19 protein-coding genes are annotated in these 21,683 nt (G+C 56.6%); 16 read left to right on the top strand and 3 right to left on the bottom strand.

What is annotated here, in order from left to right; translation table 11 throughout:
• The first annotated feature begins 34 nt into the window (after positions 1-34).
• The 6 genes from SBP02_RS11755 (at position 35) to SBP02_RS11730 (ending at position 7,081) form a co-directional block, all read left to right on the top strand.
• Entirely contained in the window at positions 35-901 is an 867-nt protein-coding gene (locus tag SBP02_RS11755; protein WP_318641944.1) for a hypothetical protein, read from the top strand.
• Complete coding sequence (locus SBP02_RS11750) at positions 901-1,833, top strand: hypothetical protein (RefSeq protein WP_318641942.1); 933 nt, start codon at positions 901-903, stop codon at positions 1,831-1,833. The genes SBP02_RS11755 and SBP02_RS11750 overlap by 1 nt, the downstream gene beginning before the upstream one ends.
• A complete protein-coding gene (locus SBP02_RS11745; protein ID WP_318641940.1) occupies positions 1,826-3,340 on the top strand; it encodes a hypothetical protein in 1,515 nt (504 codons plus the stop codon). The genes SBP02_RS11750 and SBP02_RS11745 overlap by 8 nt, the downstream gene beginning before the upstream one ends.
• Entirely contained in the window at positions 3,318-4,151 is an 834-nt protein-coding gene (locus SBP02_RS11740; protein ID WP_318641938.1) for a phage BR0599 family protein, read from the top strand. The genes SBP02_RS11745 and SBP02_RS11740 overlap by 23 nt, the downstream gene beginning before the upstream one ends.
• Before the next feature lie 29 nt (positions 4,152-4,180).
• Entirely contained in the window at positions 4,181-6,589 is a 2,409-nt protein-coding gene (locus SBP02_RS11735; protein WP_318641936.1) for a phage tail protein, read from the top strand.
• A gap of 165 nt (positions 6,590-6,754) precedes the next feature.
• On the top strand, positions 6,755-7,081 hold the full coding sequence (locus tag SBP02_RS11730; RefSeq protein ID WP_318641934.1) for a hypothetical protein: 327 nt from the start codon (positions 6,755-6,757) through the stop codon (positions 7,079-7,081).
• 45 nt (positions 7,082-7,126) lie between these two features.
• On the opposite strand, the gene SBP02_RS11725 is transcribed toward SBP02_RS11730, so the two are convergent.
• A complete protein-coding gene (locus SBP02_RS11725) occupies positions 7,127-8,287 on the bottom strand; it encodes a relaxase/mobilization nuclease domain-containing protein (protein ID WP_318641932.1) in 1,161 nt (386 codons plus the stop codon).
• Positions 8,284-8,583: a plasmid mobilization protein gene (locus SBP02_RS11720; RefSeq protein ID WP_318641930.1), complete on the bottom strand. Its 300-nt coding sequence runs from the start codon at positions 8,581-8,583 to the stop codon at positions 8,284-8,286. Before SBP02_RS11720 ends, SBP02_RS11725 begins: the two co-directional genes overlap by 4 nt.
• Before the next feature lie 602 nt (positions 8,584-9,185).
• Between SBP02_RS11720 and SBP02_RS11715 the strand changes: the two genes are divergently transcribed.
• The gene (locus tag SBP02_RS11715; RefSeq protein ID WP_318641928.1) at positions 9,186-9,395 is read left to right on the top strand and encodes a hypothetical protein; all 210 of its coding nucleotides are present in this window, start codon (positions 9,186-9,188) and stop codon (positions 9,393-9,395) included.
• A 599-nt stretch (positions 9,396-9,994) separates the two neighbouring features.
• Here the strand turns inward: SBP02_RS11715 and SBP02_RS11710 are convergent.
• Positions 9,995-10,885 (bottom strand): LysR substrate-binding domain-containing protein, encoded by an 891-nt coding sequence (locus SBP02_RS11710; RefSeq protein ID WP_318641926.1) that lies wholly within the window; start codon positions 10,883-10,885, stop codon positions 9,995-9,997.
• Positions 10,886-10,964: 79 nt separating this feature from the next.
• On the opposite strand from SBP02_RS11710, the gene SBP02_RS11705 reads away from it, so the two are divergent.
• The 9 genes from SBP02_RS11705 (at position 10,965) to benC (ending at position 21,587) form a co-directional block, all read left to right on the top strand.
• On the top strand, positions 10,965-12,173 hold the full coding sequence (locus SBP02_RS11705) for a M20 aminoacylase family protein (protein ID WP_318641924.1): 1,209 nt from the start codon (positions 10,965-10,967) through the stop codon (positions 12,171-12,173).
• A 58-nt stretch (positions 12,174-12,231) separates the two neighbouring features.
• Positions 12,232-13,599 (top strand): MFS transporter, encoded by a 1,368-nt coding sequence (locus tag SBP02_RS11700; RefSeq protein WP_318641922.1) that lies wholly within the window; start codon positions 12,232-12,234, stop codon positions 13,597-13,599.
• Positions 13,600-13,805: 206 nt separating this feature from the next.
• Positions 13,806-15,056, top strand: a complete 1,251-nt coding sequence (locus SBP02_RS11695) for an OprD family porin (RefSeq protein WP_318641920.1) — start codon at positions 13,806-13,808, stop codon at positions 15,054-15,056.
• Positions 15,057-15,160: 104 nt separating this feature from the next.
• Positions 15,161-15,955 (top strand): substrate-binding periplasmic protein, encoded by a 795-nt coding sequence (locus SBP02_RS11690; RefSeq protein WP_318641919.1) that lies wholly within the window; start codon positions 15,161-15,163, stop codon positions 15,953-15,955.
• Between the two features lie 387 nt (positions 15,956-16,342).
• Positions 16,343-17,188, top strand: a complete 846-nt coding sequence (locus SBP02_RS11685; protein WP_318641917.1) for an IclR family transcriptional regulator — start codon at positions 16,343-16,345, stop codon at positions 17,186-17,188.
• A gap of 225 nt (positions 17,189-17,413) precedes the next feature.
• Positions 17,414-18,364 carry an AraC family transcriptional regulator gene (locus SBP02_RS11680; protein ID WP_318641915.1) on the top strand — a complete coding sequence of 317 codons (951 nt, stop codon included), beginning with the start codon at positions 17,414-17,416 and terminating at the stop codon, positions 18,362-18,364.
• A 240-nt stretch (positions 18,365-18,604) separates the two neighbouring features.
• Positions 18,605-19,963 carry a benzoate 1,2-dioxygenase large subunit gene (gene benA / locus SBP02_RS11675; RefSeq protein WP_318641913.1) on the top strand — a complete coding sequence of 453 codons (1,359 nt, stop codon included), beginning with the start codon at positions 18,605-18,607 and terminating at the stop codon, positions 19,961-19,963.
• The gene (benB, locus tag SBP02_RS11670; RefSeq protein ID WP_318641911.1) at positions 19,963-20,451 is read left to right on the top strand and encodes a benzoate 1,2-dioxygenase small subunit; all 489 of its coding nucleotides are present in this window, start codon (positions 19,963-19,965) and stop codon (positions 20,449-20,451) included. Before benA ends, benB begins: the two co-directional genes overlap by 1 nt.
• Positions 20,452-20,576: 125 nt before the next feature.
• Positions 20,577-21,587: a benzoate 1,2-dioxygenase electron transfer component BenC gene (benC, locus tag SBP02_RS11665; RefSeq protein ID WP_318641909.1), complete on the top strand. Its 1,011-nt coding sequence runs from the start codon at positions 20,577-20,579 to the stop codon at positions 21,585-21,587.
• Positions 21,588-21,683: the final 96 nt, after the last annotated feature.

The following is a 21,683-nucleotide window of genomic DNA, read 5'->3' as shown; positions in this document are numbered from 1 at the left end:
TAGAGATATAGTCAACCAATAAAAACAATAAATAATGACTGTCCATATCTCTACTTATTCTTCTGCTCAACTCTGGCTCTCGTATATAACTGCATACCTTTTGCCGTCAAATGGCTGGTTTGCAGTCAAAGATACTGAGTCAGAGAAGATCTTTCAGATCCCATTGGGCGGCAACATCGGCATGGCCTTGTCGGGCAGTGAGCTGCTACTGACGGCGTTCGAGCATCAAACCATGGGCCTGAATGTTGTCCAGCAGTCGCCCTTTTCCGGCTTGCCGGGATTGATGCTGCCTGCGGGCGCTGTGGACACCTGGACGATCATCAATGAGCGCCGGGTTATCTTTGTTTTGCGCTCAAATGGTGTCTATTACAGCGCGTACCTGGGACTGATCGAGGCGTTCGGCAGTGCCCGCACGTACTCGTTTCCGTGCTTCGTCGGCGGATCTTCGGGTGGGTCTGCGTTCCCGTATTTCGCTGGCGGTGCTCAGAAGTGCCCGAAAGTCTGCGTTCCTGATGGCACCTGGCAGGCTGTTGGGGGCGAATATGGGGCTGGCCTGAGCTCGTTCGCTAGCTTCGATTACAGCCGCAAGTGTGCGTATGTGTTCCCATTTGATGGCAAAAACAAGCGCATTGGTAGTGACCTAGATGGCGGAATTACGCTATTTCGGGCCTTGGTTGTGTCCGATAAATTCGATGGCTCTGTGCAGTTTCAGAACCCGAATATGTACTTCGATGGTGAGCCATACGCTGATGACGGGCAGTGGCTTGGGTATCTAGACGGGGTGTTTGCATGCCCTGCGGGGCTGGCTGCTGGTTCTGTCTTCACGATTGATGGTGCTCAGTACCTGGTCGTGAGGAATCTGGGCGTTGCCGGTGAGCTCTTCGCAGTGGGGCTCTCGTGATGAAAGTAGTGTCTTACAAGTACACGAGCGCTGAGGATCTGCTGTCGATTGTTCATAGACACCTTGGCCTGGCAGGCTGGACGGTTAACTACTTCGGTCAGATGGTGAACGGCGATCCGCGCCTTGGCAGGTACATGGCCGTGCAGAAAGCTGGGTGCTTTTTTACGCTGCGGGCATTCGATCTCTTCAATCCGTACGCTGAGAGCTACGCATACTCGACGGTTTTTGAGCAGCGTGGGATTGCTGTGAATGCCTGTGATGGTTACACCGCTGGTGTCGGGTATCTCTCACAACCAGGTTTCCGGCAAGCGCCACGGTGCTATGTCGAGACAAGCTTTGAAGGAACGTGCTACCTGAGTTATTCGGGCGATATTTTTATCATCTCGACTCAGTACGATGATGGACGTTTTTCGCACGTTATCTTTGGAAAATTGCCCGTTTTTGTCGCAGGAACAGGCGGCAATATCGTCAGCTCGACGCACGTTTATAACGCTAATGCTCTCTATCCGTTGCTTTATAATAATGCAGCTTGCTTCTGCTTGCGTGTAAATCATGCGCAGTTTAATGGGTGGGACACCGGTTCAAGAACGCTTTCTTCGCTTGCATATCCGACAGTTAATGGAGTGCCAACATACCTTTCAACTTCAAATCAGTACGGCGGACTAGGCACACATACTCGCGGGAAGATATTGGATTGCGGGTTTCCTGGTCTAATTCCGGTTAATTTCTTCACTCTTTTTAGCTCAAATTACTCTCCTTTTGCGCAGATTCCAGGACTGTTCTTTGTGCCACTTGACTATGTTTCTGCGGCAAGTGAGCTAGTGATCGGACGTAGCAAGTTTTTTGTTATCCCTCTTTACAAGAAAGGGTCGTGGCTGGAGGCAACTACCGGCATCCAAAACCTGGGTATCGCGGTACTTAAAGATGAATAAAATTGCTGGTGGCTTTGCTGATATTTACAAGAACAATGTCTTCGTTGATGTTGTGTCTGATCATTACGTGCCGGATGGACAAAAGATTGAGTTCTCGGTCTGGCATACTTTCGCCAGCAAAAAGACGTTGAGTGATGTTCAGTTGTTGAATGCTGAGGGGCTGGACGGTTTTGATGGCGTGGAATTTGGGATTAGAGAACCTAAATTTTTACGAGTTTTTCAAAGCCAGAAAAACCTTGCTACTGGTGTGCAGGTGACAGTTGCTGGATCTGTAGTAGCGGCTATTTCTGACTTCGAAGTGATGAAGCTTGTGGACAACCGGATTGACTGGTCTGTAAGTCCATCAATTCGAGTGCAGTACATGACAGAAGTAATCGAAGCATTTGATGGCACTGAGCAGCGCATTGCACTGAGAGACAAGCCGCGCGTCACGGCTGAGTTTCAATATTCGTTGTTCGACACTGACCGATATATTTTTGATAACGAGATCATTAGTCAGCGTGGCAGAGTGCTGATTCCGCTATGGCCCATGCAATCAAAGTGTGTAGTTTCAAATGACGGCGTAACGCTAGAGAAGGGCAATGAGTTTCTGTCTGCTTGCGAGTTTATGCTAATCACTAGCGGAGTAGAGTCAGAGATCGTATCGATTGAGGCCCGCCAGGGCCTGGCTTTCAGTTGTGATCTTCTGGTTTTGAAAAACTCATTAGAAGAACTAACCGCTATCCCCGTATTCCCAGCATCCCTCTCGAACGAAAACACCTCAAAAATAGCCTCGAATTTTTATGAGACCAGGACTCTTTCCTTCGATATTGACCCTGAATCAATCGATTTCCAGTTGCCGGATGAAACACAATTCACGCACATAGATGATCGTGTGGAATGGGATGATGATCTACAGGAATATAATTATGGTAATGATAAGCCTGTTTTAACTATCAGATATGATAGATCTGCTGATATTACTGCGAATTATGCACTACTAAGGGCGTCATTCGATCCAGGTTTTGGCCTGAAACACGATCATGAAAGAACGTCTGGTGCCTACAGAACTTTCAATTTCGAGTACAGATTTTTCTCAGAAGAAGAACGCCAGCAGCTCGTTGACTTCGCAAAGATTACAAAAGGTGCGCAGCGGGAGTTTTATTGCGAAGCTCCATATTTTGGTTATGAAGTTATCTCGGCTAATGGCAAGGCAATCATAATCAAGGAATCAAAACTTACGCTAAATACCGGCACTTCCGCCCCGGCAATCTCACTCTCTCTGTATAATGGAGATAAGATTTACAGAAAGATCGACAGCGTTACAAATAACACTGACGGCACGCAAACCCTGAATCTCCTCGAAGACATTCAGTCACTAACTGCCGAAGATATCGATTACGCAGCACCACTTTTTCTGTCTCGTTTTGAGTCAGATGATTTTAATTTTGTCTTTGAAACCGACCAGATATCAACAATAACTAAAACAATAAAGCAGCTGATACATGCCGAGCATACGCGATATTGAGGCCAGTCTAGGCTTCGGATCACCCACAGAACTCTACCTATTTGAACACGGTGAAGATGTTTACGCATACACGTCGAGTTCAAAAAGAGTGCTTCACACTGATGGCGTGATCTATAACCCGCTGCCAATCAAACGCGACAAGATCCAGCGCAGTCAGCAAGACAACCGGAATCGGCTACAGATCGACGTCCCCGGCGACTCGCCAATACCGATGATCTTTCGCAACAAACAGCCAAAAAAGCACGTCACTCTCAAGGTCTTCCGCTTCCATCGCTTCACGAAAGAATCATGGCTTTGGTTCAACAAAGAAGCTGAATTGCCAGGTGAGTTCATCACCATTTTCTCCGGCGAGGTAGTGCAAACGACTTGGAATAACACAGTTGCCACGCTCGATTGCGCTTCTGTTTCAGCTCTCCAGCGCCGCCAGTGCCTGCGTTTCGGCTATCAAGCTCAATGCAACCATCACGTTTTCGACGAGCTTTGCGGCCTAAAAATCCAAGACTGGCAAGAAGAAGTAACTGTCACAAGTATTCAAGACAACGGCTTCACAATCAACGTAACCGGGCTTTTGAATTCAAATGATTATTACAAGGGCTCAATTATCTCTAAGAATGACGATGATTTTAGAGACGTCCTGTCCGTAAATGCTGGCGTTATTACGTTGTTTTCTCCGCTAAGCGATCTAGTTATTGGCGATAAATTAAAGATAACTAAGGGCTGTGATAGATCTTCCGCTGCATGTAAAAGTTTCGGAAACTTTGATAATTTTTTCGGGTTCGTAACTATTCCGACTGATAACCCGTTTGTTTGATATTCATAAAATAATAATAAGAAGAAAATATGAATTGGATTCTTGCTGGTCTTGTATTGATCGGGTTGTTTGTTATGGCCCGGATGATCCCAAAAACAGAAGGCGCAAAAGCCTCCGGTATTGAGGATTTTAATTTCCCAAGCGCCGCAGAGCGTCCGATTCAAGTAGTCTTTGGCACGCGAAAAATATCTGGCCCTAATGTTTTGTGGTACGGGGATTTAAAAACCACTGAAATAACCGAGAAGGTTAAGACTCTTTTTCGCACTACAAAAACAGTTGTCGGCCACAAGTATTATATGGGCGTGCAGCTCGGTATTTGTCATGGCCCTGACGTTGAGCTTAAAAAGATAATTTTCGGCGACGTCATTCTTGCTGATTCAACTTTCTACGGCGATTCTGTAATTAATATCGCTAATGAAGAGTATGAATTTGGCGGCGCTGGCGGGAAAATTAGCTTCTATTCCGGCTCTCAATACCAGCCTGTAAATGGCTATTTGAGCGCAAAAGTTGGTGACGGCATCTCCCGTTTTAAAGGCCTTTGCTATGCAGTGTTTGAGGGTTTCTGGATCGGCAACTCCCCGAGTCCGCAGAAAATCTCATTTGAAGTAGCAAGGTTTCCGAAAGCCCCTCGACCCAAGCTTTACACGAACGGGTTCACTGGCACGTTCAATGAGCGAATCGGCGCTGACGCGAACCCTGCTTTTGTTGTCTATGAGCTACTGACAGACAAGCGTTATGGCGCGGGAATCCCCAAAAACTTGATCGATTCTGAGTCGTTCTTAATGGCCGGCTCGACTCTTTTTGGTGAGAACTTTGGCATCTCTCTAGTAATTGATAGCGCCGCTTCTGCTGGCCAGATCATCACCGAGATCATGAAAGTGATCCAAGGTAACCTGATCGACGATCCAAAGACGGGAAAAATTAAGCTCAAGCTGACGCGGAATGACTATGGCAACACCACGATTCCGGAGCTAAATCCGTCTAATTTGAAGGCCGTTTCGAGCTACACCAGCGGCAGCCTTGACACTGGCGTGAACGAAATCCGGGTCAAGTACCTGTCGCGCGAACACGGCTATGAAGAGCGCACTGCGATTGCTCAGAACAATGCCCTGCGGATGCACAAGGGCGACGTCGAGAGTCAGACGATCAGCATGCCCCAGGTCACGTCAGCGCAGATCGCGGCAAAGATCGCGCAGCGTGAGCTCGTGGCCATTTCGTCGCCGATGAAGTCCTGCGTTGTCGAGTGCACCCGCGCGTTTTCAGAGATAAATGTTGGCGACGTGGTTAGCTTGACCTGGCCGTTTCTCGGCGTCGATAAGCAAATCATGCGCGTCACTGCTGTGAATCTTGGCTCGCTCGATAGCGGCGGAATCACAATGAACCTTGTGCAAGATGTCTACGGGATCTTCTCTGCCGTCTACAGCGATGGCTCTGAGCGTGCCTGGACGAAGCCTTCGGTCACTGCCAGCAACGTCACTTCGTACGAGATCATCGACGCACCAGCGATCTTCGCAGATGGTCTTACGGACGCTGTGCTGCTAATGGCCGAGGCCCCGGCTAATGCGATGAGCTTCAAGCTGCTCGTGCAGGCACAGAACGACTCGTCTTTCATCGACGCAGGAGAGCAGTACTTCACGAAGACTTTTAGCAGCGGTGAGTCGTTGTCTGCTGGCATCTACTCGAAGGCATCGATCACAGTCACCGGCAGCACCGTGGGCTTTGAGTCGTACTCGGAATCAGAAGGCCTACAGGGAATGGGCCTGTACTTGATCTCAAGCGGGGCAGGGCGTGAATGGGTCTATGCAAAGAGCACCGTGATCGACAACTCCACGACTGCACGACTGCTAGACGTGAAGCGCGGGATCTTTAACACCAGGCCACTGGCTCACCCGGTCGGTGCCAAGATCTGGGCGGCTGGTGATCTGTCGTCTGCGATCAAGCTGAAGTACACGAAAGATGAGTGGATTCGCTTCAAGATGCTGACGAAGACCGCGACGAATCGCTTGAAAGACGCTGATGCGACGGTCGTTGAGTATCACTATGAAGGGGCCAACAGCAAGCCCTGGAGGCCCGGCAGGCTCCGGGTCAACGGCATTGCAGACGGCGGACTCATCATCGACGAAGCGACACTGCAATGGCGCACACGCGACGGATCGGACACAAGCATCGTGCATCAAGAGCAAGACAAGTCCCAGCTCACATACTGCACGTACGTCGTTACCGTCGCAGACGAAAGCGGCATTCTTCGCACGGAAGAGGTGTCAGCAGAAGCCTGGGCTTTCGACAATGAACTTGAGCTGCGTCGCACCTGGTACTTCGATGAGAACAATGAGCTGCAATATGTCGAAGGAACTTATGCTGATAGTCTCACATTCACTATCAAGGCCAAGCTTAATGGTCAGTATTCGGATGTCCAGACCATCACTGTTAATCGCTAATATAATCCACATAGTATATTAAGGCCCTGTTTGACCTCAAAGCCGGCAATTGCTCTTGCGTAGTAACTGGTTTTAGGTATGTTTGCAGTTGATGTATTTACAACTTCCTAACTTGTTGAGACAATAAGCTTGTAAGTTAAAACAACAAGAAAAGAGGTTGTAACCATGTGCGGTAACTGTGAATCAAATTTTAAAGCGGAAATGGTTAGTGAGACTGTGGGGCTTTTTCATAAGCTTGCAGATCCTGATCTAATGCTACATCTTGCCGCTGCGAGTGTTAGCAAGGCTAATGAGATGCTTCGCGAGAAGAAGCAAGAGCTATTCAATGAAGTGTTGCGTTTGAGTCGCCATAAGTTTGCAGAGCTGTTCGATATGCTTGCTGGAATGGTCGATGCTGGTGATATTGAACTTGAGGATGCCATGGCTTTCTGTGCTGAGGCGATCAAAGAAAAGCAGAATGAGACGGAGGCTTCCCGCTACTTTATGTTCTGATTTGCGGCAAACATGGTGTTAAGGGCCCTGGCGAGGGCCCTTTTTTTATGGCTCGTATCCGCTGCTTGGGATATTTAATGGCATTCCTGGCTCGTATTCAATGAAATTATCGCCGGGTTGTGCGATATAAAAACCGAAAGAAATACCGAATAATGCCAAAAGAAGCGAAAGAATCATAGCAATTGCAATCTCTATTTCTTTTGTATCACCTGTTTTTGTTTTGAAGGTGATAGGGTATTTGCGAGTTCTGGAGTAGAAGATGTAATAGTGTCTTGTGTTGTAAGTTGCAACGACTTCAAATTCATCTTCAATTCTTCTGCAAATCTCGATCTCAAGTTCTGGAAGGGTTTCTGGATCATAGTGGATATTCTCTTGTGTAGTTAGTTTTTGCCAAGTTAAACGCGATCTTTTGAGTTGTCTGCCGCTAATAATCCGCCCGTCAAACTCGTAAGAAATGCCCTTTGGCTGTCCGTTTTCATCCTTGGTTAGATGGATAAATACGTTTTGCCGGCGCAGGAGTCGCACGAAAGTGAACATGTCGCCGTTGGCTTCATTGGTCTTCTCGATGCATCCTGCAATTTTTGCGATCATCTTATGCTTGAAGGGCAGGTCGTTTTCAGCGATTGCGGACTTCATTTCAGCGTGAGTGATCGCGGTGCCCCAGGTTTCCTTTGGTTTCGGGCATTTCTCAAGGCCGTACTGGTCTTCGATATCTGATACTGCATCAATGTTGACGCTGCGCTCGTTGCTGTCACTAACCATGCGAAAGCCTTCTTCGAACTTGATCCGGTTCCCGACGATATGCAGGTGCTGATGGTCAGTGTCCTCGTGCAGCACGGCCACATATTTGCAGGCGTCAGTGAACCCAAGATCTTGCATGTACTGATGCGCAACCCGATTCCAGGCCATGTCACTCAAATGCTCGCCAGGTTTTAGCGATAGAATGGCGTGGAAGACAGGCTTGATAACTTTGTCGGAATCGATAGAAAGCTTACGCAGCTTCTCGATCTCGTCGAACTCAGCCACTAGGGCGTCAATTTTACTTTTATCGCCAGCTAGTAGAGCAGGTAGTGGATCAGAGCTAAAGTAGTTGCCACCAATTGTTTTGATTTTGCTAATTGCATGGTCATGCTTAGAGCAGCCGAAAATATATCTGATTCGGCTTTTAAAAGACCCTGAACTTTTGGGAAAGATTTTGCCGATCATAATTTCTTCCCCATGACAATTTGGGAAATTTTGCTGATCAGGTCGTTGGCTTCTGGTCTTGTAGTGCCTTTGTTAACAACAGAACTGAGCTTAGTAAGCGCCGACATGATCTCAAAAATCTCAGGGGAGATCGAAACCTTTTCTTTAGGTTGTGCGTTGATTAAGTAATCACGAACGAATGCAGAGATGCTTTCATATCCAGCTTCTTCTACCTTTGCTTGTGCTAATTGCTTTTCTTCTTCTGTTAGGCGAAAGGTAACTGAAGAGCTTTTGGTTTTGGGTTTTTCAGTAGTCATGGGGCACCTGTTTTTATTGTTATTAGCGCAACCCCCCGAAGGGGAGTGAGCAGACCAGTTAACTAAGAGGAGTCCTCTTAGTTGTCTTACAAAGACACAACTGGCTAGGAACTGTTTATAAGCTTATTATTGCATTAGAGCTTTCGGTTTGTCAGGGGTTTTTATTGACTATAACCAAAGATAGTTGTATGGCAACTGGGGTGTGTCGCTAATATAACCGAGTTTCTGATGCGACATATGGAGGGTGTCGCAATATAACTAACTTTGGCATGCGACATAGCGGGAGTGTCGCAATATAACCAAGTTTTGCGTGCGACAAAGAGATAGTGTCGCAGAATATAACTAACTTTCCGCTGCGACATAGCAAGAGTGTCGTATATATAAGCAATCGACATGCCAGGTATATCGCAAAGTTACAATGCGATACAAATAGAGTGTCGTAAAAGTTACTGCGATATATGTTTGCCCAGATATCAGTTTGCGCTCAAAAACACCCACTTAAAACCATTGACGCGCACGCCTAGTTTGGTTGGATTATTTCGAGTTTTTATTGGCGAAATCGCTGATCAATGCTGGGTTTTTGGATTTCGATTGATCAAAAAATGAGCGAAAAAACGCTGCCACAAATGGCACTGTTTGCGCCCGATCTGGCATCAGCTGCGCCAGAAATGGCATCGGCAGTGACGAAAATGGCAGCAGAAGTGACGGTAGTGGCTGTCGGTAGTGCCAGGGATTGGATCGACTTCGGGGCCGGTGCGTCCAGTCGAATGGCGCTTTCTTCAGTCCAGTCGGATGCATTGGTGTATGAGTAGTGTATCGCTGCGTGAACACATGGTGAACACGAATACTGCTTAAACACGCATGAAATGGGCTTTCTGCGTCCAATCCATCATCGGCGCCACGGAGAAGCGGCGGGATAGGGCAGGTCGCGTGGTTTCTGGTGTTGAGGCTGATTCTAGAGACATCTGACTCGTCGCGTTTCCGGCATGCTCCCGGGCGTGGCGTTCTCTATGGGCGGTGATGCAATCTGCCGCGCTAGAGTTCGCTGTACCGTGCAGATCGGTATGAAGAAGAACGGCATGCGAGTTTACCAAGAGCGCCAGACTTTTGCCCGTCAGCAGGTTGAGCGGGCGTGAGTCAACTGTCGTGAGACCGTGCTGAGTGAACCGGGTGCTATCGAGCGGGTGAACCGTTCCTGGTGGAGCCTGCCGATCCATTGCGAACGTCTATCTCGGGTAGTTCATTGCGCCTCGGTTTTGTCGGGGCGCTGGTTCAGGTTGGCTCGGGGCTGCGCCGCAAAGCATCAATCCTCAAGATCGAAAGGATTTTCTGTTTTTCGGGGGCTCTTAGCCGAAATTCGCATGATCGTGTGGACTTGGAATAGCCGAGGGACGACGACGTTTAACCGGTCTCATGACCGAAGGCGGCGGGTGAACAGCCCAGCCAGTACCTTTGCCGACGTCCCCAGTGGAACGCCGCGCAAGCTGAGGATTCCGAGCGACATAGGCGGCGGCAGGGGGGTAACGGACAGTTGCTGCAGGCCGGCGCCAAACAAGGAGTCGCTGAGCAAGGCTGTGGGGCCGAAGCCTATGTAGTCCGTGCGTCGCATCAGTTCGAGCATCAGGGTCAAGGAGGCGCAGGACACGACGTTTTTCGGCGTGTCGATGCCTTGTGTCGCGAGCCACCGGACGAGGTGGTTGCCCATGCTCCCGTCGGTCAGGTTCAACACCCAGCTGGCGTCTTTGAGTTCTGCCCATGTGCGAGCACTCGCCATCGGGTGATCGAGGCGGCCGGTGGGGGCGGCGTGGACCTCGGCCAACGCTTCGAAGCTCACCTCATACGGCAGATCTTCCGGGTTAGCCAGTGCGACCGCGAAGTCGAGCCGGCCCTCCAGTAGGCCCGGCAGGGCCTGGGTCAGCAGTCCTTCCTCGAGCGATAGGGCGGCATCCGGCTGAATACGGCGGAACTCGGTCAGTACAGGCGGCAGGATTGTCGCCGCGACCAGCGGAGTCAACGCGATCGTTATGCGCGCGCCGGCGCCGCCACGCAATAGACGAATTTCTTCTCGCGCCTTATCGAGTGTCGCATGCGCAAGGCGTGCGCGAACCAGCAACGCGTGGCCAGCGGGCGTGAAATCAATGCCTCGGTAGCTGCGCGTGAGCAACTCCGCACCGACATCTTCCTCAAGCTCCCGCAAGGCCTTCGTGAGCGCGCTCTGGCTCAGGTTCATCGCGCGCGCTGCCGCGCGAATGGAGCCGGACTCGGCGACCTGGATAAGGGCTTTGAGTTGGTGATCCTTCATGGGCAAGTGATTCCTTTTAGTTGTCACCTAGGAAAAAGTACTGGCTTCCATTGATCACCGCAAATTCTATTATCGGGTCATGAATACATTCGATCTCTACCGACCCAATGAAGCCGCGATGAAGTCGTGGCGGCGCACTATTCATCAGCATCCTGAGCTCGGTTTCAGCGAGTTTGCGACCAGCCGGCTGGTGGCCGACTGTCTGGAGCAGTGGGGCTACGAGGTGCATTGCGGCATTTCGGTGACAGGTGTCGTGGGTACCTTGCGCTGGGGCGAGGGCGGGCCGCGGCTCGGTCTGCGTGCCGATATGGACGCGCTGCCGATTCAGGAACTGACCGGCCTGCCATGGGCCAGCCAGACGCCCGGTCAGATGCATGCCTGCGGTCATGACGGCCACACCACGATACTCCTGGGGGCCGCGCAAGTCTTCGCGCGCCTGCACCGGGAAGGGCGCCTGCCGGGCAGCGGTACGCTGAACCTGATCTTTCAGCCCGCCGAAGAACTGGGCGGCGGCGGCGGGGCCCGGCGCATGCTTGACGAGGGCCTGCTCGAGCGCTTCCCCTGCGACGCGGTCTTCGCGATGCACAACTACCCGGGCGTGCCGACGGGCCACTTCCGCTTTCGTGCAGGGGCCTTTATGGCCTCGTCCGATAGGGTGCTCATTCGCTTCAACGGCAAGGGCGGGCACGGTGCGTTGCCCCAGCTTGCCGTGGACCCGATGCTTCCTGCCGCCGCGACAGTGCTCGCGCTGCAGACCGTCATCGGCCGCAACATCGACCCGAACGATGCCGCGGTCATCAGCGTGGGGCGCATCGCCGCGGGAAAAACCTACAACGTGATTCCTGAAACGGCCGAGATGGAGTTGAGCGTGCGCGCCCTGCGTCCGGAGGTGCGCGACTTGCTCGAGGCGCGCATTCGCACGCTGGTCGAAGGACAGGCCGCCGCCTTCGGTGTCGGCAGCGAAGTCCATTACGAGCGGGGTTATCCGGTACTGGTCAACAGCCTGAGCGAGACCCGGCTCGCCGCCGAGGTCGCGCGCGAGTTGGTCGGCGCCGAGCGGGTTGTCGAGGACGCCGCGCCTCTGAGCGGTAGCGAGGATTTCGCCTTCATCCTGCAACAGGTTCCGGGCTGTTACCTGCTGATCGGCAACGGTGACAACGGTTTCGGTGGCGGCGAGCACCTCGGCCCCTGCAGCGTGCACAACCCCCATTACGACTTCAACGACGATTGTTTGGTCCCTGGCGCGGCCTTCTGGGTGGCGCTAGGGAAACGGTTCTTCGGTGAGTGAATAGCGGTCGTCACTCGCTTTCATAACAACAAGTAAGCTCTATCGTGGAGATGACAGCATGAGTAGGCAAAAAGCGGCCCCCCCTAAGCACCAGGTTATCGCCGCCGTGATCGGCAACGCGCTGGAATGGTACGACTTCATCGTCTTCGGTTTCCTCGCCGTGATCATTTCGCGCCTGTTCTTTCCCAGCGAGAGTGAATACAGCTCGCTGCTCATGGCCACTGCGACATTCGGCGTCGGCTTCTTCATGCGCCCGGTCGGCGGCATTCTGCTCGGTATCTACGCCGACCGCAGGGGGCGCAAGGCCGCGCTGCAGCTGATCATCGGCATGATGACGGTATCCATCGCGCTGATTGCCTTCGCGCCGCCCTATGCCGCGATCGGTGTCGCCGCACCGCTGCTCATCGTGCTCGCCCGCCTGCTGCAGGGCTTCGCGACCGGCGGTGAGTTCGCCAGTGCTACCTCCTTCCTGATCGAGAGCGCGCCGGCCAATCGCCGTGGCCTCTATGGCTCCTGGCAGATGTTCGGCCAGGGCCTGGCAGTGTTCTGTGGCGCCGCCATAACCGCACTGGTGACCAACGGGCTAACGCCGGAGGCGCTCGACTCCTGGGGCTGGCGCATCCCCTTCATCATCGGCTTGATCATCGGCCCGGTCGGCCTGTGGATGCGCCGCCACCTGTCGGAAACCAGTGCCTTCCTCGAAGCTCGGCAGGCCCCCAAGGAAAAGCAGTCGCTCGCCCGCATGCTGCGTAATCATCTGCGCGAGGTGATTACCGTCATGGGCCTCACCGTGTGCGGCACCGTCGGCTTCTACGTGATCCTTGTCTACATGCCGACCTTCGCCAATCGGCAATTGAACCTGGCGCTGACCGACGCCTTTACCGCCCAGGTGATTGCGGTCGCCCTGATGACGCTGCTGATGCCGGTATTTGGCGCGCTGTCCGACCGGCTTGGCCGCAAAGCGCTGATCATCAGCGCGACCGCCGGCCTGCTTATCGCCCTGTATCCGTTGTTCAGCTGGGTCCATGCGGCGCCGTCATTCGCTCGCCTGATGACCATGCAGGTGGTGCTGTGCACCCTGCTGGCCGCGTACTTCGGGCCAATATCCGCGGCGATGGCCGAGCAATTTCCCGCCGGCGTGCGCTCCACGGGGCTTGCGCTGGCCTACAACCTGGCAGTGATGATCTTCGGAGGCTTCGCCCAGTTCATCGTCACCTGGCTGATTCACACCACCGGCCTGGCCATTGCTCCGGTGTTCTACGTGATGTTCGCCGCGGCCCTCGGCTTGGTGGCTGCTTTCTTCCTCATTGACCGCACCCACGAGGCTCGTCTGGCAGTCGTCGATGACAGGGGGGCGGCGAGTCCTGAGGCGTCATCGAGCAAGGTCGACCTGCCCAGCAGTCGGGTGAGCACGCAAGGCCTTTAGGCTCAGGCCATAGACCAGTCCTGGCGTAAGCCCTTGGCATTCGAGACCAGGCGCCGTCACCGAGTCGAGCGCCCGGGCTTGCCAGGCAGCGGGCTGGTCACCACTTCTGGCCGCCCCACCCGCACGATGTCTGCGAGGGGCGGTGCGGGGAACCCCATGCGCTGAGCATGGCGGTTGATCAAGACCACCTGTCGGGAATAATAACAATGCACCATACCCAATCGATTGGTGCGAGCGCGCTCGCACGCCTGTCCGTCGCCCCCTGTCTGCTGATGACATCCATGGCCATGGCCGGCGTCGTCGACGATAGCAAGGCCAGCCTGGAGCTGCGCAACTTCTACCTGAATCGCGACTTCCGTCAGGAGTCGGCCCGCCAGGCAAAAGCTGCCGAGTGGGGCCAGGGCTTCATCGCCCGGTTCGAGTCGGGCTTCAGCGAGGGCCCGGTAGGGTTCGGCCTGGACGCCCTCGGCGAGCTTGGAATCAAACTGGACTCCAGCCGCGATCGTCGTGGCACCGGGCTGTTGCCGTTCGATCCGGCCAGCAAGGAGCCGGTGGACGCCTACAGCGAACTGGGCTTGACCGGAAAGCTGCGCGTCTCGCAGAGCGTAGTGCGCCTGGGCACCCTGCAACCCTGGCTGCCGGTCGCCCTCTACAACGACACCCGCCTGCTTCCATCGACCTTCCAGGGCGGCATGCTCACATCCCAGGATATCGAGGGTCTGACGCTCGATGCCGGCCGTCTGACTCGCAGCAACCTGCGCGACTCCTCAGGGCGCGACGAGATCGGCTACGGCACTGCCCGCAGCGACGCCTTCAACTTCGCGGGGGGCAGCTACGCGATAAATCCGCAGCTGGCCATCAGTTACTACTACGGCCAGCTCGACGAGATTTATCGCCAGCAGTTCGTCGGCCTGGTGCATAACCAAGCGCTTCCCGGTGGATTCGGCCTGCGCAGCGATATCCGCTACTTCGACAGTCGCGGCGACGGCAGTCGGCGCGCGGGGGAGATCGACAACCGCAACTTCAACGGCATGTTCAGCCTCAGCCACGGCGGTCACAAGGTCAGTGCGGCCTGGCAGTCCCTGTCTGGCACTAGCGCCTTTCCCTACCTGAACGGCGGAGCGGCCTACGTCGTCAACCTGGTGACCCTCAACGACTTCACCCGCGCCGATGAAGACTCCTGGCAACTTCGCTATGACTACGACTTCGCCGCCCAGGGTATTCCCGGACTGACGTTCATGACCCGTTACGTCGATGGTCGCAACGTCAGAACGGCGAATACCGGCAACGGCGAGGAATGGGAGCGCGATACGGACCTGGCCTATGTTGTGCAAAATGGCAGCCTCAAGGGCCTGAGCCTGCGCTGGCGCAACTTGAGCTTCAGGTCTGGTAATGGCCTCACGACCGATATTGACGAGAATCGCCTGATCCTCGGCTACACGCTGGCGCTCTGGTAAGGCTCGCAGCTCTGCTGCGGACTGACTCAGGCGTTCCTGGGCTTTGGAAGTCCGGTTGGCGGGTGTACCGCGGCTGTTCAATGCTAAGGACTAAGCTACAGCCAATGTCATCTGCCGAGGGCATCGCCTTGCGCTCGTTGCTCCATTGCTGCTTGTCGGCTCTGCTACTGGGGGTGTGGCCGCCGTTGTCCTCGTCGGCCGAAGCCTTGCGTCTGTTTTCTCAGGAATACCCGCCGGTGAACTTCAGTCGCGATGGAGAGCCGGTTGGCATGGCGGTGGACGTGGTACGCGAACTGGCTCGGCGCAGCGGCCAGCCGATCACCCTGGAGGTGGTGCCTTGGGCACGTGCCTATCGGGAAGCGCTGGCTTTGCCCAATGCAGGGCTCTTCGTCGCGATGCGCACGGCAGAGCGCGAGCCCTTGTTCCAGTGGGTGGGGCCGATCACCGTGAACATCACCAGCTTCTACGGGCTGACCCGTTCGGCGCCGAGCATCGACAGCCTCGACGATGCGCGGCACCACGGCGAGATCGCGGTCCCGCGCGAGTGGTACAGCCATCAGCTGCTGCTCGCCGAGGGGTTCACCAATCTGCACCCGGTTCCCGGACCGGACATGGTCGTACAGATGCTCAAGCACGGGCGGGTGAGGCTGATGGTGATGGATAACCTTGGACTGTCGGCGTACCTGGCCCGCGGTGGGCTACGCGAAGGCGAGGTGAAACTGCTGTTCAGCTTCCTGCGCAGCTACAGCTACATTGCCTTCTCGTCCGAGACCGACCCTTCACTGGTCGCCCGCTGGCAGGATGAGCTGGATGGCATGAAGCGCGACGGCAGCTTTGCGGCGATCCATCACCAATGGCTGCCGGGGCAGGAGATGCCCGGTCTGCGGGCGCAACCCTGAGTCGCCTGCGGCCGCGTCGGGTCATGGTCGCTCTGGGTGTAGGGGCTAACGGTGCGAGTATCGGCGCCGACTGGCCGGTTGCATGTCCCGCCAGGGCGCCACGCTTTCTCGGATAATGCCGATAAGTAGTGGCGCGTCCCCGCCCCTGAGCAGTATTCGACCAGGGCGGGGGGCGCTCCTACCCTTGCCGGGGCGTGGACCGGCGGGAGGAAATGATTCCGCTTCGTGGGCAGAACCATGCCCAGTCCGTGGCAGGTACCTGACCGTAGCGATCGCAAGACTGGGTGCAGGCAAGGTTATCAGGTGGAACTGCGGGGTCAATTGCGATTATCGAACTATGGTTCGATAATCGCTCCGACATCAAACATGTCCGCTATCGGAGACTGTATGAGCGAACCACGACCGCCCCAGCCGCCCTTGGCACCGCCGCCCTATGTGTCGCCGGCCCAGCGCATCGCCGAGTTCGCCGGCGATCCGAACTTCATGGCCTCCCTGGCCCGGGGCCTGGCGGTGATCAATGCCTTTCAGGAACGCAAGCGCCACCTGACCATCGCGCAGATCAGCCACCGCACGGATATTCCCCGCGCCGCCGTGCGCCGCTGCCTGTACACCCTGATGCAACTGGGTTACGCCACCACCGATGGGCGCACCTATTCGCTACTGCCCAAGGTGCTGACCCTGGGCCATGCCTACCTGTCGTCCACGCCTCTGGCAGTGTCGGCGCAGCCCTATCTGGACCGCATCAGCGAGCAACTGCACGAGGCCTGCAACCTGGCCACCCTGGAGGGTGAGCAGGTGCTGTATATCGCTCGCTCGGCGATTCCCCAGCGCTTGATCTCGGTGGACCTGAGTGTCGGCAGTCGCCTGCCGGCCTACTGCACCTCCATGGGCCGCATCCTGCTGGCCGCCCTGGACGACGACAGCCTGCACGACTACCTCAACCATGCCGAGCTGCAGCCCAAGACCAGCCGTACCCTGCATACCCCGGAGGCCCTCTGGGCCTGCCTGCAGCAGGTCCGCCAGCAGGGTTGGTGCATAGTCGACCAGGAGCTCGAGCAGGGGTTGCGTTCGTTGGCCGTGCCGGTACAGGACTCGGCAGGCCATGTGCTGGCGGCGATGAATGTCAGCACCCATGCCGGGCGGGTGTCGGTGAGCGAGCTGGAAAAGCGCTACCTGCCGATCATGCTCGAGGCTAGTCGCGAGTTGAGTAGCCAGTTGTTTACGCCGGGCTGATCATGTCCGGCGCCCGATAACCGCCCGCAATTCTCGGGCGCGGATTGACGCAGTTTCCACCGGTTACTTATGGTTCGGGCTGCCATCGCCGTCGCGGCCGTTTATCCGGTTGTCGAGCTGGCAGCCGGGTATTGCATACACTCGAAAAATACCAGTTGGCGCTACGCACGGATGATCGTGCGCCCTCATAAAAGCAATAACAAGCAATGATCAGGTACTGCGTGCATGCTGCTTCTGAGTGATAAAAGCATGGTGTTCGACCATGCCGACCCCTATGCCGTGTCGGGTTACGTTAACCAGCACGTGGGCCACCATTGCATCAAGCTGCCTAGCAAGGGTGGCCTGTCAGCCAGTCTTAACCACCGCAAGTTCGCCGACCTGGACCTGTGTAGGATCAGCTATGGCGGCAGTGCGCGGGTTACCTCCGAGGCCCTGGAGACCATCTACCACCTGCAGATCTTGCTCAAGGGCCACTGCCTGTGGCGCCAGCGCCACGACGAGCACTTCCTGGCTCCCGGCGAATTGCTGCTGATCAACCCCGACGACCCGGTCGACCTGACGTATTCCGAGGATTGCGAGAAGTTCATCGTCAAGCTGCCGGTCAGTCTGCTGCGGGCTGTGTGCGAGGAGCAGCGCTGGCGAATCCCGGAGCAGGGTATCCACTTCGCCCGCAACCTCTACAGCCTGCAGGAGCTGGAGAGTCTGACCCGTCTGCTCGGCCTGGTGTGCCTGGAGGCCGAGGCGGACGACAACGCCCTGCAGACCCAGGAGCACTACAGTCGCATCATCGCCAGCAAGCTGCTGACCCAGCTCGGCAGCAACCTCTGTCGCGAACAGCCGCTGCCCCAGGCCGCTCCTTTCGAACACCTGATCGAGTACATCGAGAACAACCTCAAGCAGGACATCAGCGCCGAGCACCTGGCGGTCTGTGCGCAGATCAGCCTGCGCTCGCTCTATGCGCTGTTCGAGCGCCACTCCGGCAGCACCCCCAAACAGTACGTGCGCGAGCGCAAGCTGGCGCGCATCCACAGCTGTCTGAGCGATCCGAGCTGCCACGTGCGCAGCGTCACCGAGATCGCCCTGGACTACGGCTTCACCCACCTCGGGCGCTTCTCCGAGTGCTACAAGAACAGCTTCGGCGAACTGCCTTCGGACACCCTGCGCCGCCGCGGCTGATGCTCGGCCTGGCGCGCGCTCGCGCCATGTCTGTGATCGCCTCCCGAGCCACCTGATACGACCTTGAGCGGCCAGTCGCGTGCGCCAGCGGCGGCTCGCGTGTGCCTGCTCGACTGCGGTTCCAGCCATTTCCTGCAGTCTGCAGAAAATGGATAACGGTCGTGCACAAAGCGGATATTGTCCGACAAGCCGGGCTCGTAGCCTTAACACCGTTGAAACAATAACAACGGAGCCACGGCCATGACCCTGGGATTCGATTACCTCGATAGCCTGCTTGAAGAAGACAAGGACAAGGGCCTCTACCGCTGCAAGCGGGAGATGTTCACCGATCCCCGGTTGTTCGACCTGGAGATGAAGCACATCTTCGAGGGCAACTGGCTGTATCTGGCCCACGAGAGCCAGATCCCCAACGTCAACGACTACCTCACCACCACCATGGGGCGCCAGTCGATCTTCATCGCGCGCAACAAGGACGGTGAGCTGAACGCCTTCCTCAACGCCTGCAGCCACCGTGGCGCCATGTTGTGCCGGCACAAGACCGGTAACAAGAGTTCCTATACCTGCCCGTTCCATGGCTGGACCTTCAACAACTCCGGCAAGCTGCTCAAGGTCAAGGACCCGAAGGAGGCCGGCTATCCGTCGAGCTTCAATTGCGACGGCTCCCACGACCTGACCAGGGTCGCGCGCTTCGAGTCCTATCGCGGCTTCCTGTTCGGCAGCCTCAATCCCGACGTGCCGCCGCTGGTCGAGCATCTCGGCGAGTCGGCGAAGATCATCGACATGATCGTCGACCAGTCGCCGGACGGCCTGGAAGTGCTGCGCGGCTCGAGCAGCTACATCTACGAGGGCAACTGGAAGCTGACCGCCGAGAACGGCGCCGACGGCTACCACGTCAGCTCGGTGCACTGGAACTACGCGGCCACCCAGCAGCAGCGCAAACAGCGCGAGGCCGGCGAAGAGATCAAGACCATGAGCGCCGGCAGCTGGGCCAAGAACGGCGGCGGCTTCTACTCCTTCGACAAGGGCCACCTGCTGCTCTGGACCCGTTGGGCCAACCCCGAGGATCGCCCGCTGTACGAGCGCCGCGACCAGTTGGCCGGCGAGTTCGGCCAGGCCCGGGCCAACTGGATGATCGAGAACTCGCGCAACCTGTGCCTGTACCCGAACGTCTACCTGATGGACCAGTTCAGCTCGCAGATCCGCATCGCCCGGCCGATCTCCGTGGACAAGACCGAGATCACCATCTACTGCATCGCGCCCAGGGGCGAGAGCAGCGATGCCCGGGCCAAGCGCATCCGCCAGTACGAGGATTTCTTCAACGTCAGCGGCATGGCCACCCCGGACGACCTGGAGGAGTTCCGCTCCTGCCAGCTCGGCTATCAGGGCAGCCGTGGCTGGAACGACATGTCGCGCGGCGCCGAGCACTGGATCGAGGGCGCCGATCAGGCCGCCGAGGAGATCGAACTCAAGCCCCTGCTGAGCGGCGTACGCACCGAGGATGAAGGCCTGTTCGTGCTGCAGCACCAGTACTGGCAGCGCACCATGATCGAGGCGCTGCGCAAGGAACAAGAGCAACTGATTCACGTGGAGGGTGCGTGATGAGCATTTCCTATGACGCCGTGCGTGACTTCCTCTACCGCGAGGCGCGCTACCTGGACGACAAGGAGTGGGACAGCTGGCTGGAGCTGTATGCGGCCGACGCGAGCTTCTGGATGCCGTCCTGGGACGACAACGATGAGCTGACCGAGGACCCGCAGAGCGAAATCTCGCTGATCTGGTACGGCAACCGCGGCGGTCTGGAGGATCGGGTCTTTCGCATCAAGACCGAGCGTTCCAGCGCCACCATCCCGGACACCCGCACCTCGCACAACATCAGCAACATCGAGATCCTCGAGCAGGCTGACGGGCTGTGCAAGCTGCGCTTCAACTGGCACACCCTGAGCTTCCGCTACAAGACCGTGGACAGCTACTTCGGCACGAGCTTCTACACCCTCGACGTGCGCGGCGACAGCCCGCTGATCAAGGCCAAGAAGGTGGTGCTGAAGAACGACTACGTGCGTCAGGTCATCGACGTCTACCACATCTGATTACCCGTTCGGAGCCGGCGCAGGCGCGCCTCTGAGGCAGGGAGGCCGGTTGCCTTCCCGTCAGGGACGCGCTCGCGCCAAGAACGCCCGAAACCGTGTGTAACCATTGCCAAGCGAGGTGTGCCATGAGCCACAAGATCGCACTGAATTTCGAAGACGGGGTCACCCGCTTCATCGATGCCGACGCCAGCGAAACCGTCGCCGACGCCGCCTACCGCCAGGGCATCAATATTCCCCTGGACTGCCGCGACGGTGCCTGTGGCACCTGCAAGTGCTTCGCCGAAGCCGGCCGCTATGAGCTGGGCGAGGACTACGTCGAGGACGCGCTGAGCGAGGAAGAGGCCGAGCAGGGCTACGTGCTGACCTGCCAGATGCGTGCGCAGAGTGACTGTGTGGTTCGTGTGCCGGCGTCGTCGGAGCTGTGCAAGACCCAGCAGGCCAGCTTCTCGGCGGCGATCAGCGCAGTGCGCCAGCTCTCCGACAGCACCATCGCGCTGTCGATCAAGGGCGAGTCGCTGGCCAAGCTGAGCTTCCTGCCGGGCCAGTACGTCAACCTGCAGGTGCCGGGCAGCGAGCAGACCCGTGCCTACTCCTTCAGCACCCTGCAGAAGGATGGCGAGGTCAGCTTCCTGATCCGCAACGTACCGGGTGGGCTGATGAGCAGCTTCCTCACCGGCCTGGCCAAGGCGGGCGACAGCATGACCCTGGCCGGCCCCCTGGGCAGCTTCTACCTGCGCGAGATCAAGCGACCGCTGCTGTTGCTGGCCGGCGGCACCGGCCTGGCGCCCTTCACCGCGATGCTCGAGAAGATCGCCGAGCAGGGCAGCGCGCATCCGCTGCACCTGATCTACGGGGTGACCAACGACTTCGACCTGGTGGAGATGGACAGGCTCGAGGCCTTCGCCGCGCGCATCCCCAACTTCAGCTTCAGCGCCTGCGTGGCCAATCCGGACAGCAGCTACCCCCACAAGGGCTATGTCACCCAGCACATCGAGCCCAAGCACCTCAACGACGGCGAGGTGGACGTGTACCTGTGCGGTCCGCCGCCGATGGTCGAGGCCGTCAGTCACTACATCCGCGAGCAGGGCATTCAGCCCGCGAACTTCTACTACGAGAAGTTCGCCGCCAGCGCCTGAGAGCTCCTTTGGTCCGCCTACCCCCGTAGGTGGGCCTGTTTTATTCGAGAGGGCGGCCGGCCCGGAGCGCATCCGGGCGAAGCCGCCAGCGCAGTC

This window comes from Pseudomonas benzenivorans, from assembly GCF_033547155.1.
Classification (GTDB): Bacteria; Pseudomonadota; Gammaproteobacteria; order Pseudomonadales; family Pseudomonadaceae; genus Aquipseudomonas; species Aquipseudomonas benzenivorans_B.
This window is presented reverse-complemented; position numbering and strand designations above follow the sequence as displayed.

Bases quoted from the DNA above. Each gene is read 5' to 3' on its own strand.
- SBP02_RS11725 (WP_318641932.1), bottom strand. From the start codon at position 8,287: ATGATCGGCAAAATCTTTCCCAAAAGTTCAGGGTCTTTTAAAAGCCGA.
- SBP02_RS11690 (WP_318641919.1), top strand. From the start codon at position 15,161: ATGTCATCTGCCGAGGGCATCGCCTTGCGCTCGTTGCTCCATTGCTGC.
- SBP02_RS11755 (WP_318641944.1), top strand. From the start codon at position 35: ATGACTGTCCATATCTCTACTTATTCTTCTGCTCAACTCTGGCTCTCG.
- SBP02_RS11740 (WP_318641938.1), top strand. From the start codon at position 3,318: ATGCCGAGCATACGCGATATTGAGGCCAGTCTAGGCTTCGGATCACCC.
- SBP02_RS11730 (WP_318641934.1), top strand. From the start codon at position 6,755: ATGTGCGGTAACTGTGAATCAAATTTTAAAGCGGAAATGGTTAGTGAG.
- benC (WP_318641909.1), top strand. From the start codon at position 20,577: ATGAGCCACAAGATCGCACTGAATTTCGAAGACGGGGTCACCCGCTTC.
- SBP02_RS11750 (WP_318641942.1), top strand. From the start codon at position 901: ATGAAAGTAGTGTCTTACAAGTACACGAGCGCTGAGGATCTGCTGTCG.
- benA (WP_318641913.1), top strand. From the start codon at position 18,605: ATGACCCTGGGATTCGATTACCTCGATAGCCTGCTTGAAGAAGACAAG.
- SBP02_RS11720 (WP_318641930.1), bottom strand. From the start codon at position 8,583: ATGACTACTGAAAAACCCAAAACCAAAAGCTCTTCAGTTACCTTTCGC.
- SBP02_RS11705 (WP_318641924.1), top strand. From the start codon at position 10,965: ATGAATACATTCGATCTCTACCGACCCAATGAAGCCGCGATGAAGTCG.
- SBP02_RS11700 (WP_318641922.1), top strand. From the start codon at position 12,232: ATGAGTAGGCAAAAAGCGGCCCCCCCTAAGCACCAGGTTATCGCCGCC.
- SBP02_RS11680 (WP_318641915.1), top strand. From the start codon at position 17,414: ATGCTGCTTCTGAGTGATAAAAGCATGGTGTTCGACCATGCCGACCCC.
- SBP02_RS11710 (WP_318641926.1), bottom strand. From the start codon at position 10,885: ATGAAGGATCACCAACTCAAAGCCCTTATCCAGGTCGCCGAGTCCGGC.
- SBP02_RS11735 (WP_318641936.1), top strand. From the start codon at position 4,181: ATGAATTGGATTCTTGCTGGTCTTGTATTGATCGGGTTGTTTGTTATG.
- SBP02_RS11715 (WP_318641928.1), top strand. From the start codon at position 9,186: ATGAGCGAAAAAACGCTGCCACAAATGGCACTGTTTGCGCCCGATCTG.
- SBP02_RS11745 (WP_318641940.1), top strand. From the start codon at position 1,826: ATGAATAAAATTGCTGGTGGCTTTGCTGATATTTACAAGAACAATGTC.
- benB (WP_318641911.1), top strand. From the start codon at position 19,963: ATGAGCATTTCCTATGACGCCGTGCGTGACTTCCTCTACCGCGAGGCG.
- SBP02_RS11685 (WP_318641917.1), top strand. From the start codon at position 16,343: ATGAGCGAACCACGACCGCCCCAGCCGCCCTTGGCACCGCCGCCCTAT.
- SBP02_RS11695 (WP_318641920.1), top strand. From the start codon at position 13,806: ATGCACCATACCCAATCGATTGGTGCGAGCGCGCTCGCACGCCTGTCC.